Source organism: Streptomyces sp. DT190 (genome assembly GCF_049846985.1).
In the GTDB taxonomy this organism is placed as follows: domain Bacteria; phylum Actinomycetota; class Actinomycetes; order Streptomycetales; family Streptomycetaceae; genus Streptomyces.
Genome location: NZ_JBNCNM010000001.1, coordinates 679,715 through 694,076, shown reverse-complemented (window position 1 = coordinate 694,076; position 14,362 = coordinate 679,715). Strand labels below are relative to the sequence as shown.

Annotated in this window: 11 protein-coding genes and 2 pseudogenes; 6 read left to right on the top strand and 7 right to left on the bottom strand. The window is 75.0% G+C overall.

Going from position 1 to position 14,362, the window contains the following annotated elements; all coding sequences use genetic code 11:
- Positions 1-59: 59 nt before the first annotated feature.
- Positions 60-1,034, bottom strand: coding sequence for a phosphotransferase family protein (locus tag ACPXCS_RS02940; RefSeq protein WP_425946336.1), 975 nt, complete (start codon positions 1,032-1,034; stop codon positions 60-62).
- 30 nt (positions 1,035-1,064) lie between these two features.
- The gene (locus ACPXCS_RS02935) at positions 1,065-4,271 is read right to left on the bottom strand and encodes a cytochrome P450 (protein ID WP_425946335.1); all 3,207 of its coding nucleotides are present in this window, start codon (positions 4,269-4,271) and stop codon (positions 1,065-1,067) included.
- Positions 4,272-4,491: 220 nt separating this feature from the next.
- On the opposite strand from ACPXCS_RS02935, the gene ACPXCS_RS02930 reads away from it, so the two are divergent.
- The 5 genes from ACPXCS_RS02930 to ACPXCS_RS02910 all read left to right on the top strand — a co-directional run bounded on the left by ACPXCS_RS02930 (position 4,492) and on the right by ACPXCS_RS02910 (position 9,600).
- Entirely contained in the window at positions 4,492-5,067 is a 576-nt protein-coding gene (locus ACPXCS_RS02930) for a PAS domain-containing protein (protein WP_425946421.1), read from the top strand.
- A 194-nt stretch (positions 5,068-5,261) separates the two neighbouring features.
- Complete coding sequence (locus tag ACPXCS_RS02925; protein WP_425946334.1) at positions 5,262-5,756, top strand: FBP domain-containing protein; 495 nt, start codon at positions 5,262-5,264, stop codon at positions 5,754-5,756.
- Between the two features lie 85 nt (positions 5,757-5,841).
- A complete protein-coding gene (locus ACPXCS_RS02920) occupies positions 5,842-7,095 on the top strand; it encodes an aromatic acid exporter family protein (RefSeq protein WP_425946333.1) in 1,254 nt (417 codons plus the stop codon).
- Positions 7,096-7,139: 44 nt separating this feature from the next.
- A complete protein-coding gene (locus ACPXCS_RS02915; protein ID WP_425946332.1) occupies positions 7,140-8,294 on the top strand; it encodes a hypothetical protein in 1,155 nt (384 codons plus the stop codon).
- A 115-nt stretch (positions 8,295-8,409) separates the two neighbouring features.
- Positions 8,410-9,600, top strand: coding sequence for a lactonase family protein (locus ACPXCS_RS02910; RefSeq protein WP_425946331.1), 1,191 nt, complete (start codon positions 8,410-8,412; stop codon positions 9,598-9,600).
- Here ACPXCS_RS02910 and ACPXCS_RS02905 read toward each other — a convergent pair.
- Both ACPXCS_RS02905 and ACPXCS_RS02900 read right to left on the bottom strand, forming a co-directional pair.
- The gene (locus tag ACPXCS_RS02905) at positions 9,568-10,296 is read right to left on the bottom strand and encodes a DUF2470 domain-containing protein (protein ID WP_425946330.1); all 729 of its coding nucleotides are present in this window, start codon (positions 10,294-10,296) and stop codon (positions 9,568-9,570) included. The genes ACPXCS_RS02910 and ACPXCS_RS02905 overlap by 33 nt on opposite strands.
- 85 nt (positions 10,297-10,381) lie before the next feature.
- Positions 10,382-10,990 (bottom strand): TetR/AcrR family transcriptional regulator, encoded by a 609-nt coding sequence (locus ACPXCS_RS02900; RefSeq protein WP_425946329.1) that lies wholly within the window; start codon positions 10,988-10,990, stop codon positions 10,382-10,384.
- 110 nt (positions 10,991-11,100) lie between these two features.
- Here ACPXCS_RS02900 and ACPXCS_RS02895 point away from each other — a divergent pair, with 110 nt between their 5' ends.
- On the top strand, positions 11,101-12,597 hold the full coding sequence (locus tag ACPXCS_RS02895) for a cytochrome P450 (RefSeq protein ID WP_425946328.1): 1,497 nt from the start codon (positions 11,101-11,103) through the stop codon (positions 12,595-12,597).
- Here the strand turns inward: ACPXCS_RS02895 and ACPXCS_RS02890 are convergent.
- The 3 genes and pseudogenes from ACPXCS_RS02890 to sigJ form a co-directional block, all read right to left on the bottom strand.
- A pseudogene (locus ACPXCS_RS02890) lies at positions 12,559-12,708 on the bottom strand (pentapeptide repeat-containing protein); the annotation flags it as partial. The gene ACPXCS_RS02895 and the pseudogene ACPXCS_RS02890 sit on opposite strands and share 39 nt — an antisense overlap.
- A gap of 21 nt (positions 12,709-12,729) precedes the next feature.
- Positions 12,730-12,837: pseudogene (locus tag ACPXCS_RS02885) on the bottom strand (pentapeptide repeat-containing protein); the annotation flags it as partial.
- A 606-nt stretch (positions 12,838-13,443) separates the two neighbouring features.
- Positions 13,444-14,346, bottom strand: coding sequence for an RNA polymerase sigma factor SigJ (sigJ, locus tag ACPXCS_RS02880; RefSeq protein ID WP_425946327.1), 903 nt, complete (start codon positions 14,344-14,346; stop codon positions 13,444-13,446).
- Between the last annotated feature and the right edge of the window lie 16 nt (positions 14,347-14,362).

The following is a 14,362-nucleotide window of genomic DNA, read 5'->3' as shown; positions in this document are numbered from 1 at the left end:
CATACCGTCGGGGCCCGGCGTGGCGCGACATTCCTCCAACCCTTATTTCACGATGTGAGCTAACCGACGGTACCGGCGGACCCCGCGATCTCGTCCAGGGCGGTGGCCAGTTCCGGGGCGACCGCCTCCTGCACCCGGCGCCGCTGCTCCTCCCCGACGGCCCGGGGGACCGTCTCCGTGAGCATGATCAGGTACAGGTAGGCGCGGTACAGGGCGAGACGGAGCCGGGCCCGGACGTCGAACACCGCCCGGCCGCCGGCCGCCCGGTATCCCGCCAGGAACGCCTCGTCGTCCCTGATGTCCCCCAGCAGCGCCAGGGAGACGAAGTCGGCCATGGGATCGCCCCAGAACATGCGCTCGCCGTCGATGAGGCCGCCGACGCGAACCTGCCCGCCCGTGCGGTCGACCAGGATGTTGCCCCGCCACAGATCGAAGTGGACCAGGCTCGCCGTGGTGACCTGGTCGAGCGCGCCGTACGCGGACGCTGCGGTGCGGGCGACGGCGTCGACGGGCCGCGGCAGCCGGGCCCCGTAGCGCCGGGCGTCGTCGAGCACCGCGTCGAACATCGTGGTGAACGCGGTCCGCCAGTCGGGGGCGAGGGGGCCGAGGGCGCCGGAGGGGTAGCCGAAGCCGGGGCCCGTCACGCGGTGCAGCCGGGCCACCTGGCGCCCCAGCTCCGCGCGCAGGACGGTGTGCTCGCCGTCGGTGAGCGTGTCGTCCCACGGGGCGCCCGGGCAGGCCGTCATCAGCAGGAAGCCGTCCCCGGCGGACACCAGCCGCGGCGCGCCGACGCCGGCGCGGGCCGCCGCACGGTAGAACTCGGCCTCCGACACCAGCAGGTCGCGCTCGTGCCGCAGACCGGGCACGGCGGCGTCGGGCGGGACCTTCAGCACGTAGCGGCCGCCGTCCGTCAGGCGCAGTTCCTCGACGGTGTTGTACGTGCCGCCGCTCATCGGGGCGAGGTGGGCGAGACGGCCCGCCTCCAGACCCGCTTCCCGAAGGACGTGCCGGGCCCGTTCCCAGGAGTCCACCACCGTGCGCCCACCCCCCTCCCGTGTCCGCGGTCAGCCGGCGGTGTACACGTCCTCGGTGTAACGCCCGTCCGCGATCAGCCCGTCGAGCCACTGCCCGGCGGCCGCGGCGTCGGCGTCCGGCGTGTGCTTGCGGAACAGCGTACGGAACGCCTCCCGCACTCCGGGTGCCATTCGGGAACCGTCCCCGCAGACGTGGACCCGCGCTCCGGCTTCGAGCAGCGCCCAGACCTCCTCGGCCTCGGCGGCGATGCGGTGCTGGACGTACCGCACCTCGCCCTCGGGGGCCTGGCTGAAGGCGGGGCGCAGGGAGACGGCCCCGGCGGCCTCGGCGGCGCGCAGTTCCTCCGCGTGCAGGAAGTCCGCGTCGGGGGCGTCGCAGCCGAAGTAGCACACGGCTGGGGCGAGTTCGGCGCCCGCCGCGAGGGCGGTCACGCGGTCGGCGACGGCGCCGCGGAACGGGGCGAGGCCGGTGCCCGCGGCGACCATGACGACCGGGGCGGTTCCGGTGGCGTCGACACGGAAGGCCTCCCGGCACGGCTGGACGCGGGCGTACACCGTGTCGCCGGGCCGGAGCGCGGCGAGGTACCCGGAGCCGGTGCCCCGGTAGCTCTCCCTGCCGGAGCGGGCCGGTGCCCGGAGCAGCGAGACCATCAGGTCCGCGTGGCCGGGGTCGACGGCCGGCGACGAGGAGATGGAGTAGTGGCGCGGGCGCAGCGGGGTGAGGAGGCCGAGCAGCTGCGGCCAGCTCAACGCGCCCCGCAGCGCCGGGTGGTCCTCCAGGATCTCCACGAGGGTGCGCGGGTCGTCGCTGAGGGCGGCGAGGGACGCGCGCTCCGGCGGGCAGGGGTCGGCCGCGGCGAGCGCGGCCAGCTGTCCGGCGCTCGGACGCTCCTGCAACTCCACGTGATGAGTGAGGAGTTGCCGTACGGTCAGGGGCCGGTCGACCGCGATGCCGGCGCGGCGCGGGCGGGTGGCGCGGATGTCCAGGACGGTGTCGTGGTCGGCGCCGAGCGCGGCGGCGGCGCGGGTGACGAGGTCCGGGGCGTTGGCCGGGAGCACGGTGAGGTGGTCGGCGGTGCGGTAGGTGACGCCGTCGGGCAGCGCGACGCGGACGAACCGCTTGCGGCGCGGGTGGCCGGGCGCGGTGAGGTCGTGGGCCTCCGTCACCCGCATCGGGACGAGGCCGTGCCGTTCGGCGAGGGCGTCCAGCGGGCCGCCGGTCAGGGTGCGCACCTCGTAGGCGGCGGTGGGTCCGTCGTCCTGCGGCGCCGGGGCGTCCGGGTCGCCGTAGCGCTCCAGGAGGGCGGTGCGCAGGCCGGCCGTGAACTGCCGGACCGCTCCGGTGAGGTCGCCGGAGGCGTCGGCGGCGGCGCGCCGCAGCAGGCGGGTCGCGCCGGAGTCGGCGAGCCGTTCGTCGATGCGGGTGGGGACGTGCTGGTAGGTGGCCGCCCAGGTGCGGTCGCCGACACCGAGGACCGCGTACGTCACGCCGGACAGATCGTGGTCCTCCTCCAGTCGGGCCGTGAAGGCGGTGGCGTCGTCGGTGGGGCGTCCGTTGTAGGAGGCGGCCGTGATGACGACGGGCCGGTCGGTGGGCAGCCCGTCCGCCCAGGCGTCCAGCGGCGCGACCCGGGTGGCGCAGCCGAGCGCGGCGGCCTCGTCGGCCAGCCGGGTGGCGAAGTCGCGGCAGGTGCCGTAGTTGCTGCCGTGCAGGAAGAGGGCTGCGGTGCCCGGGCGGACGCGGGCGGGCAGGTTCCGCGGCTCGGCGGCTTGGGTGCCGGCGGCCGGGAGCGCGCCGGGCAGCGGCGGGTGGGTGCGGTCGGCCGGGGTGCGCGGGGTGAGCGTGAGGGTGAAGCCCTCGGGCTTGAGGGTGAGGGTCTCCTTGACCGTGAGGCGGTAGCCGGCGTGGTCGTTGAACCGGTAGCGGTGGACCAGCATGGCCAGCAGCATGGTCGCCTCGTGCAGCGCGAACTGCCGTCCGATGCAGGCCCGTTCGCCGGTGCCGAAGGGCTTGAAGGCGTGCACCGGGCGCCGCGCCTCCGCCTCGGGCGTGAAGCGGGAGGGGTCGAACAGCTCGGGGTTGTCGCCCCAGACGGGCTGCCGGTGCAGCATCGGTGTGAGGACCAGCGCGGCCTGTCCGGCGCGCAGCGGGATGCGGCCGCCGAGGAGGGTGTCCTCGCGGGCCTGCCGGGCGAACACGGCGGCGGTGGGCCACAGCCGCAGGGACTCGTTGAGGACCTGGCGGGTGTAGGTGAGCCGGCCCACCTCGTCGTACGTCGGCTCGGGGTCGGCCCGGTCGCCCCAGAGGGCGTCGGCCTCGCGCCGTACCAGGTCGAGCGCCGTGGGGTGCTCGGCGAGGTGGTGGAGCGCGAAGGACAGGGCGCCGGAGGTGGTCTCGTGGCCGGCGATCAGGAAGGTGATGACCTGGTTGCGGATGTTGGCCGGGGCGAGGGTGGTGCCGTCGGCCGGGTGGCGGGCGGTGAGCATCAGGCCGAGCAGGTCGCCGGCCTCGCTCCCGCCGGTGCCGGTGCGGGCGGCGATGACGTCGTCGACGACTTGGGCGAGGTAGGCGGAGTCCTGCCGGAAGGCCGCGTCCGCCGCCGAGTGGTCCTCGCCGGGGACGCGCGCGAGGCGGGTCATGCTCCACTCCAGGCAGCGGACCATCGCCGCCACGAAGGGGTGCGGCTCGGTCCGCTCGAAGGAGCCGAAGTCGTAGCCGAAGCCGGCGAGTCCGATGGTGTCGAGCGTCATGCGGGTCATGTCGTCGGGGACGTTCACCGGCCGTCCGGCGCGGGCGTCGCGGTCCCAGGCGGCGATGAGCCGGCGGGCCACCTCGACCATGACGGGGTGGTAGGTGCGCATCGAGCCCAGCGCGAAGGCGGGCATCAGGATGTCGTGGGCCTTGGCCCAGTTGGGTTCCTCGTTGTACGCGGTGAACAGGCCGTCGGCGGCGAACGCGCGGACGTTCTCCAGACCGGGCCCGACGTGCTTGGCGAACCGCTGTTCGTCGGCGAGCTCGGCCACGAGGTCCGGGTCGCCCACGAACAGGGTGTCCCGCCCGTGCAGCCGCCGGACGAACACCGGCCCGTGTTCGCGCATCAGCTCCATGGCCTGCTGGACCGGCGCGCCCCCGGGCCCCGTGGCGGAGATGTCGGCGACGGGGACGCCGGGGAAGAGGGCTGCGGTGGGGGGAGTCCGTCCGGCCGGGGTTGCGGTGCGGGTTCCGGTGGGGGGCATGACGCGGCAACTGCCTTTCGCGCTACGGAAGTACTGCGTCCAGCGTGGTCCACGGGCCCCGGCGGCCGCCCGCACCGCCCTACATGATTGTGTAGTACAAGCGGATGCGTCGCTCTTGCCCGGGAGCGGCCCGGCGTGGCAGGAGGGAAGCGTGGAACCGGCCCGGCTGGAGGCCGTGAGGTGGCGCAACCGCGCCCTGCTGCTGTTCGACCGGATCGCGATGCCGGTCGCGGTGTGCGACGTGTACGGCGCGGTGCTGCTGGCCAATCCGGCGATGGCGGCGGAGTGCGGAGCCACGCCGGGGCGGCTGCGCGGCCGTGACGTGCTGGAGCTGTTCAACCCGCGGGAGGCGACGCAGGTGGAGCGGATCGCCGAGGCGCTGCGGCTGCGGCACCGTTCGCGCTACCAGGTGGCGGTGCGCTGGCGGGCGCCCGGCGGCGCGGAGCGGTACGGGGAGCTGACCGCGGACCCGGTCAGCGACACGGTCGAGGAGACCCCGGCCCTGCTGGTGATGCTGCGGGTGGACGGCGAGCGCGAGCCCGGCCCCGCTCCCCCGGCCGGCCGGCCCCGGGTGACTCCGGCCGAGGCGCGGATCCTGGCCCTGCTGGCCGCCGGCGCCACCACGGCCCGCACCGCCCGCGAGACCGGCCTCACCGCCGACGGCGTGACCTATCACCTGCGCCGCCTGTCCTCGCGCTGGCAGGCGGCCAGCCGCACGGAACTGGTCGCCCGGGCCTACGCGCTGGGCGTGCTGGCCCCGGGCGTCTGGCCGCCGCGGGCCGCGGGGGCGCAATAGCCTGCGGCCGGACGGACGGGGCAGCCGGTGGCCGGGCAGGCGGAGCAGCAGGCGGGCAGGCAGGCGGTGCGGCGCCCCGGTGACGGAGGGGAGCTCGCGGAAATCCGCTGGCTCCCCCTCGCCGGTGGTGCCTACCCTGTCCCGGAAACCTAGGACCCCTAGGTTTCGGAACGACGACATCCAGGAGCCTCCCCATGAGAGCACTCACCGAGCAGGACATCCGCACCTCCTTCATCAACTGCTCCAAGGGAGAGGCCAAGCGGCTGACCGTGCCCCGGGACCTCGCCGAGCGCCCCTGGGACGACCTCGACTTCCTCGGGTGGCGCGACCCCGGCGCGCCCGACCGGAGCTATCTGGTGACCGAGCGGGACGGGCGGCCGGTGGGGGTGACGATGCGCTTCCAGGCCGCGCAGCGCGGATTCCTGCACCGCAGCATGTGTTCGCTGTGCCTGACCACCCACCCGCGCGGCGGCGTCTCGCTGATGACCGCGCCCAAGGCGGGTGCCGCAGGCCGCGAGGGCAACTCCGTCGGCGTCTACATGTGCACCGATCTGGCGTGCTCGCTGTATCTGCGCGGCAAGAAGGAGCCGGAGTCCGGGGCCCGCTTCGAGGAGAGCCTCACCCTGGACGAGCAGATCGCCCGGACCAGGGGGAACCTGGCCGCGTTCGTGGACAAGCTGTACGCCTGACCTCCCTCGGTCGCCCGGGGTATCCGACGGCACTAACGTCCCTCATGGACGCGTTCGATGCCGGAGGAAGGGGAACAGCCAGAGGATGCGAGAGGTACGTGAGTGGACGGCTCAGGCCGGCAAGATCCTGAGGAAGCGCCGTGATCCCGTGGTCGTCCAGACGCTGCGGTCCGCGTTCGCGGCGACGATCGCCTACGTCATCGCGCTCCGGCTGAGCCCCGAGGCGGCACCGCTCACCGCTCCCCTGACGGCCCTGCTGGTCGTCCAGGTGACGCTGTACGCCACGATCACCAACGGCTTCCGGCGGGTGAACGCGGTGGTGACCGGCGTGCTCGTCGCCATCGCGTTCAGTCTGCTGGTGGGCCTGACCTGGTGGAGTCTCGCGCTGCTGCTGGTGGCCTCGCTGGCCGTGGGACGGCTGGTCCGGGTGGAGGAGTACGTCCCCGAGGTCGCGATCAGCGCCATGCTGGTCCTCGGGGTCACCACCGTCGGCGACACCGCCTGGGCCCGGGTGCTGGAGACGCTGATCGGCGCCGTCGTGGGGCTCGGCTGCAATCTGCTGCTGGCTCCGCCGGTGTGGGTGGAGGAGGCGGGCGAGTCCATCGAGGGCCTGGCCCGCCGGCTGCGCCAGCTGATGCTGCGCATGGGCGAGGAGGCCGCCGGCGCGCCGCCCGTGGACCGCGCGGCGGAGCGGCTGCACGAGGCACGGCGGCTGGACCACGACATCGTCGAGGTGGACGCCGCCCTGCGGCAGGCCGAGGACAGCCTGCGCCTCAACCCGCGCGTGCGCGAAGGAGCGCTGCACCGGGTCGTGCTGCGCACTGGCCTGGACACGCTGGAGATCTGCACGGTCGTCCTGCGCGTGCTCGCCCGCTCCCTCACCGACCTCGCGAAGGAGCGCGAGCCGCAGCCGCTGTTCGAGCCCGAGACGGGCGCCGTGCTGGAGCAGCTGCTGTCGGAGATCGCCGACGCCGTGGTCAGTTTCGCGGTGCTGGTCACGACCCACCTGAGCGCGAGCGCCGAGTCGGCGGAGGAACGTCTCGCCGCCGAGCTGCGCTCCGCCGCGGGCACCCGGGACAAGCTCGCGCTGCTGCTGCGCGAGGAGGCGGAGCGTGACAAGGGGAACTGGCAGCTGCCGGGCGCCGTCCTGACGGAGGTCAACCGGATCCTCGACGAGCTGGACACCGAGCACCGCACCAAGCGCCTGTTCGAGGAACTGGACCGGGTGTCGGCGGAACAGCGCGACCGGATGCCGCGCCTGATGCGCCTGCGGGAGCGCCTGGGCGTCCAGGAGCAGCTGTGGCGGAACCGCGCGGGGTTCGGCGGGCGTTCTCGCTGAGGGAAGCCGGCGCCGGGCCGGCACCGAGGCGAGGGGGCGGGCCGATGGCCGACACGACCGTACGGATCGACGGGAACACACTGCGGCTGCCGGGCGGGGTGGCCGTGCGGTTCATCCGTACCCTGCGCCTGCCGGAGACGGGCACGCATCCGCTGCCGCCGGGCCTCGGCGAGTTCCCGGTCCGGAGGGTCGCCGACCACGCCGACCGGGTTCCCGAGGCGATGCGCGCGCGTGGCGGTGTGATGCTGCCGGTCCACCTGCGCGAGGCGATGTGGCTGAACTTCGGGGGCAGCTCGGAACCGGCGGCGCTGCAGGTCGGCGTCGGCAAGGTGTGCGCCGTCTCGGGCCGCCCCTGGAGCGACGGACTGACCCGTGACCCGCAGAACTACGTGGTGCTGCCCCGCCAGCCCTGGCTGGACGGCATCAACTCCGGGACGGGCACGGTGCGGCAGTTCGTCGCCGTCCCGCTCGGCCTCGGCGCCACGGTCGAGGGGCAGGTCACGGGCGAGGAGGTGTGGGGCGGGGTCCAGCTGCGGGCCTTCCCGCTGAACGACGGGGAGCGGGCGAAGTGGCGTGCGGCGGAGCGCCGGCGCATGGAGCAGACGCGGTTCGCGGCGCCGCCGGCCCCCGGCGCCCCGATGCCGGGCGGCCCCATGGCCGCGCCCGGGGCGTTCGGCGCGCCGATGCCGCCGCCCTCGACCGCCGGTTTCGGCGCGCCGATGCCCATGGCGGCGCCCGCGCCCGGTTCTCCCCCGCCCGCGCCGGGATCCGCCCCGGCCCCCGCCGGCGCCGCCCCGGCGAGGGCGCGCCGCGCTCCCGCCGCGATGGGCCTCGGCGTCGGCGGCTCCATGCGCCAGGAGGTCCACGCGGACGACCGGCCGCTCGCGCACTGGTCCCGGCAGCCCGCCGGGCGGGTGTTCGTGCACCTGGTGACTCCGCCGGAGTGGCGCCGCATCACCGGCGAGGAGGCGCCGCCCTCCCCGGTGGACCGGGCCGCCTACACCCGGGCGGGCCTGCCCTGGTTCGACTACTACGACGAGGACGCGCAGGACCTGCCGGCCCCGGACACCCTCCAGGCCGTCCAGCCCGTCGGCGACTGGCTCGGGGACGACCACGAGCCGTGGCAGCCGCCCGCGCCCGGGCAGATCCGGCAGCTCGGGAGCGCGCCGGGCAAGCCCGTGGAGGACGGCGACTGGTAGGCGCGAGGGGCGGGTCGGATCTCGCGCGACACCCGGTGCCGTGGTTGCACCCGGCCGGTGATCCACGCCAAGGTGGCTGTCCGCGACGGGGACGAGTGACGACCTGAGGGGCGACATGAGCAGTGGCTGGAGCAGGCGCCGGTTCGTCGGCGCGCTGGCCGGCGGGGCCGCCGCGGCGGCGCTGCCGGCCTGTGACGGCGCACCGGCGCCCGCCACGACCGCGACGCCCTCGGCCGAGGAGGGCACCGGCCCGTCCCGGCAGGCCCGGCGCCCCTCCGGGCCCCGGCCCCTGTACCTCGGCACCTACACCTCCGCCGAGGGCGGCGGCAAGGGCATCGGCCTGGCGACGTACGACCCGGCGACGGGCCGGATCACCGGCGCGGGCACGATCGGCGGCGTCGGCGACCCGTCGTACCTCGCCGTCCACCCGGACCGGCGCACGCTGTACGCGGTCGACGAGCGGGAGGACGGGGCCGTGACCGCCGTCCGGCTGTCCGACCGCAAGGTGCTGGGCAGCCGGAGCACCGGCGGGGCGGCGCCCTGCCATCTGTCGGTGCATCCGGGCGGCCGCTGGCTGCTCAGCGCGAACTACGGGTCGGGCAGCGTGGCCGTGCACCCCATCGACGCCTCGGGGGCGCTGGGCGAGCGCACCGGCCTCGTGCGGCACTCCGCCCCGCCGCCCGGCCCGGGCCAGGACGGGCCGCACGCCCACCAGTTCGTCACGAGTCCCGACGGCCGCCATGTGCTCGCCGTCGACCTGGGCACGGACACCGTCTACACGTACCGGCTGGACGAGAAGGCCGGCACGCTCACCGAGGTCTCCCGGGCACGGACGCGGCCGGGCGCCGGGCCGCGGCATCTCACGTTCCACCCGGGCGGCCGGTACGCCTACCTCGCCGGCGAGGTCGACGACACGGTCGCCGTCTGCTCCTACGACCCGGCGTCCGGCCGGCTGCGCGTCGGTGAGGCGCAGTCCACGGGCACGGGTCCGGGCACGAACTACCCCGCGCAGCTCCTGGTGACCGGCAACGGCCGGTACGCGTACCTCGCCAACCGCGGCCACAACAGCCTCACCCGTTATGCCGTCGAGGAGGACGGTGCCCGGCTCAGGCTGCTGGACACCGTGCCCGTGGCGGGGGACTTCCCGCGCCAGATCGCCTTCTCCCCCGAGGGCACGCTGCTGTTCGCGGCGAACCAGAAGTCCTCCACCGTCAGCGTCTTCCACGTGGACGAGGAGAGCGGCGCCCTGCGGTCCGCGGGCGCGCCGTTCGCCTCACCGGTCGCCGTCTGTGCGCTGCCGCTGTAGCGCCCGGGGGCAGGAGGCGGCGGCCGCCTGGCTGAGCAGCACGTGCATCCGCTCGGTGAGCTGCGCGACGTCGTCGGCGGGCCGGTGGAACGCCAGACGTACGTCACCGTGGGCGCGGGCGCATTCGATGCGCAGCGTCAGCCCGTGCCGGTCGACGGCGAGGGGCTGGACGCGGACCGCGCCGTGCAGGCTGTCGGGCTCGACGAGCCGGGTGAGCCGCTCGACGGCGTCGGCGTGGCAGTCGGCGAGGTGGGTCAGCAGCCGGGCCTCGGCCGTGGTGAGCGGATCGGGCTCGGCCGCGGCGAACTCGTCGAGGTCCACGACCACGGCTCCCGAGGGCCGGCGCAGCACCACACGCGTGGGGGTGAAGGCGAGCCGGTCCTCCTCGACGGCGAACCAGCCGGCGAGCCACAGCCGGGCGCGGATCCGGCTGCGCAGCGGGACGGGGGCGACGTCGGCGAACTCCAGCACCGCGGACGGCTCGCCGCGGGGCGCGCAGATCGCGGCCCCGAGCAGGGCGCTGTCCTCGGGCACGGTCACCGTCAGCCGGCCGTCCGCGGCCACCGTGTGCGCGCCGACCAGCTCCTCGCGCGTGCCCTCCGCGGTCACCGAGCACGACCACGCGGCGGCGAGCACCGAGCGCGCCCGTTCCGCCGCGGCGGGGGCCGCCGTCCAGCTGTGGCTGTCGTCACCCATCCCAGACCTCCTTAGGTAAGCCTTGCCTAACCTACCGAAGATCGGGGTGCGCGCCAACCAGGGCACGCGATCTTTGCGGGACTTCTCAGGGCGTGAGGACGCCCAGCAGCGCGCGTGCGCACAGCTCGCGCACCTGATCCCGGCTCAACTCCGCGTCCCGCAGCCACTCCAGGCACACGGACGTGGTGAAGGCGAGCCACCCGCGCACCGCCAGCCGCACCTCCGGCCGCTCCCCGGCGGCGGGGCCGAACTCGGGGTCCGCGGCGAGCGCGGCGAGGATCTGCCGTTCCTGTGCGGCCAGGGCCTGCCGGTAGACGCGCCGCACCGCCCGGTCCCCGGCCGCGTCGGCGCGGTGGAAGGCCCGGTAGCCGTGCGCATGGGCCTGCACGTACTCCAGATAGGCGTCGAGACCGGCCGCGAGCTGCGCCCGCACCGGGACGCCGGGCACCGCCGCCGTCATACGGAGCATCCGCTCGCTCTCGCGTTCGACGACCGCGGCGAAGAAGTCCCGCTTGGTCGGGAAGTAGTGGTACAGCAGCCCGCGTGACACCCCGGCGATCTCGGCGACCTGCTCGATCCACACGTCGTCGTAGGGGTTGTCCGAGAACAGCCGCGCCCCGACCGAGAGCAGTTGCTCCCGGCGCTCCTCGGTGCTGAGCCGGCGGCGCGTGCGCCCGCCCTGGTTCGCGGCCATGCCCGCACTTTACTTGACGCCGGTTCAACAACGGGACCAGACTGAGCCGCGCTATTGAACCCACGTACAACACATGCGCAGCCGCCGTCGAACCGAGGGGAGATCGCGTCATGACCCAGGCGCCGACCCGGGCGGAGCAGCCCAAGGGTTTCCGCAGTGCGGAGCTGGGCTGGCCGGAGCTGGACCGCATCCCGCACCCGCCGCACCGGATCCCGCTGCTCGGTGACGTGGTGGGCGCGAGCCGGCGTACGCCCGTGCAGGACTCGCTCCGCTACGCCCGGCAACTGGGTCCCGTCTTCCGGCGCAGGGCCTTCGGCAAGGAGTTCGTGTTCGTCTGGGGCGCCCGGCACACGGCCGACCTCGCGGACGAGTCGCGGTTCGCCAAGCACGTCGGGCTGGGCGTCGCCAATCTGCGGCCGGTGGCCGGGGACGGCCTGTTCACGGCGTACAACCACGAACCGAACTGGCAGCTGGCGCACGACGTGCTCGCACCGGGGTTCAGCCGGGAGGCCATGGCCGGCTACCACCCGATGATGCTGTCCGTGGCGCGGCGGCTGACCGAGCACTGGGACCGCGCTGCCTCCGCGGGGCGCACCGTGGACGTGCCGGGCGACATGACCAAGCTGACGCTGGAGACGATCGCGCGCACCGGCTTCGGGCACGACTTCGGCTCGTTCGAACGGTCCCGGCCGCACCCCTTCGTGACCGCGATGGTCGGCACCCTGACCTACGCGCAGCGGCTGAACACCGTGCCCTCCCCGCTGGCCCCCCTGCTGCTGCGGGGTGCGAGCCGGCGCAACGCGGCCGACATTGCCCACCTCGACGCCACGGTCGACGCATTGGTCCGGGCCCGGCGGGCCGGGGGCGGCGGGGCCGGTGACCTGCTCGACCGGATGCTGGAGACGGCCCACCCCGTCACCGGGGAGCGGCTGGCGGACCACAACGTCCGCCGCCAGGTGATCACCTTCCTGGTCGCCGGCCACGAGACGACGTCCGGCGCGCTCTCGTTCGCCCTGCACTACCTCTCCCGCCACCCCGAGGTCGCCGACCGGGCCCGCGCCGAGGTGGACCGGGTCTGGGGCGGCGCGGGGGAACCGGCCTACGAGCAGGTGGCCCGGCTGCGTTACGTCCGCCGGGTGCTGGACGAGTCGCTGCGGCTGTGGCCCACCGCGCCGGCCTTCGCCCGGGAGGCCCGGGAGGACACCGTGCTGGCCGGGGAGCACCCGATGCGGCGCGGGGCGTGGGCCCTGGTGCTGACGCCGATGCTGCACCGGGACCCGGAGGTGTGGGGCGCGGACGCCGAGCGGTTCGACCCGGACCGCTTCGAGGCGCAGGCCGTACGGGCCCGGCCCCCGCACGCGTTCAAGCCGTTCGGGACCGGGGCGCGGGCGTGCATCGGGCGCCAGTTCGCCCTGCACGAGGCGACGTTGGTGCTGGGCCTGCTGCTGCGCCGCTACGAGCTGCGGCCCGACCCGGCCTACCGGCTGCGCGTCACGGAACGGCTGACGCTGATGCCCGAGGGCCTGCGGCTGCGCCCGGAGCGCCGGACGCCGGTGCGGGAGCCGGTCTCAGAGCCGCGCCGTCCAGTGCCCGGGGCGGGTGACTGACTCCGGCAGCCGGGTCCCGGCGCTGCCGCGCGCCGCGTTGAGCTGCGGCTGGGTGAGGAAGAACGCCCCGGTCAGGTCGGCGTCCGTGAGGTTCGTGTCGCGCAGGTCGGCGCCGATCAGATCCGCGCCGCGCAGGTCGGCGCCGGTGAGGTCGGCGGCGATGAGGCAGGCGCCGCGGAGCGTGGCGCCCCGCAGGTCGGCGGCCCGGAGGCGGGCGCCGATCAGGTCCTGGCCCCGGCGGTCCTTCCTGCGGCCCTTGGTGCCGGCCCGGACCAGCTCACTGGTCCGCAGCAGCAGGACGTCGACCGCCTGGCGGTGCGCGCCCACGTCCAGCGCGGCGAGCTCCCCGGGGGTGCCGCCGGCCAGCTCCTCGGTCCGCTCCAGCGCGGTGCGCAGTCCGGGGTGGAGGGGGCGGGCGGCGGGCAGGGTCAGTGCCTCGGTCAGGTACCACAGCAGCTCGTGCAGCTGACGGACGACCGGGAAGACGTCGAACATGCGGCGGGCCTCGTCCGGCGGTCCGCCGCGCCAGCCCCGCCCGCCGAAGGTGACCTGCGAGACCCGCTGCCCGGCCCCGAAGCAGTCGTAGACCGTGCAGCCGGTGAATCCTTTCTGCCGCAGTGTGGCGTGGATGCCGCAGCGGTGGTCGTCCCGGAGGTTGCGGCAGGGCGTGCCGGCGTCCTTGGAGACCGCGAAGTCGGCCGAGGCGGCGAAGGGCAGGGCGACGCAGCACAGTCCGAAGCACCGCTCGCAGTCGCCGCGCAGGTCCGCCCGCGCGGGTTGATCATCTCGCATACCGTTCAGCATACGAAACGACCGATCACCCGCCGCCGGCTGTCGTCGCCCCGTTCACTGCCCGCGCCCGGGTGCCTCCAGCCGAGCCAGCCGCTCGGGGTCGGCGAGGATGTACAGGCCGGTGACACGGCCGTCCGTGATCGTGACGCCCATGACCGACCGCAGCTGTCCCCCGGTCGCGTCGGCCAATCCGACCGAGCCGTTGACCAGCACCGGCTCCGCGGCCTGCGAGAACCGGGCGAACATCAGCGCCTGCTCCGCGACCGCCTTCGCCCCCTGGACGACCTTGGACGCGGCCGCGCCCCGCACCAGCACGCCCGAGTCGGCCCGCAGCACCACGTCCGGGTGCAGCAGTGCCACCAGCGACTCGAAGTCCCCGGCGCGGGAGGCCGCGAGGAAGGCGTCGAGCACCTCCCGCTGCCGTCCTAGGTCCGGTTCGGTGGACGGCGTGGCACCGCGCACCCGGCGCCGGGCGCGGCTGGCCAGTTGCCGGGCCGCGGCCGGGCTGCGCTCCACGACGGGCGCGATGTCGTCGAACGGCACGGCGAACAGGTCGTGCAGCACGAACGCGAGCCGCTCGTCGGGCGCCAGGTTCTCCAGGACGACGAGCAGCGCCAGGCCCACGGAGTCGTCCCGGAGCACCGACTCCGCCGGGTCGGCGTGCGGCAGGGGCCGGAGCACGGGGTCGGGGACGAACGCGCCGCCGGTGTCGTCCATCGGCTCCTCGCGGCGCGCGGCGCGCGAGCGCAGCAGGTCCAGGCAGACCCGGCCGGTCACGGTGGTGAGCCAGCCGCCGAGATTGCGGATCTCGTCCGGGTCGGAGCGGCTGAGCTTCAGCCAGGTCTCCTGCACGGCATCCTCCGCCTCGCTGAGCGAACCCAGCATGCGGTACGCGACGGCCTCCAGCCGGCCCCGGTGCTCCTCGAACCGGCCGGCCAGTTCCTCACTGCCCGTCATGGTCTCCCCCGTCTCC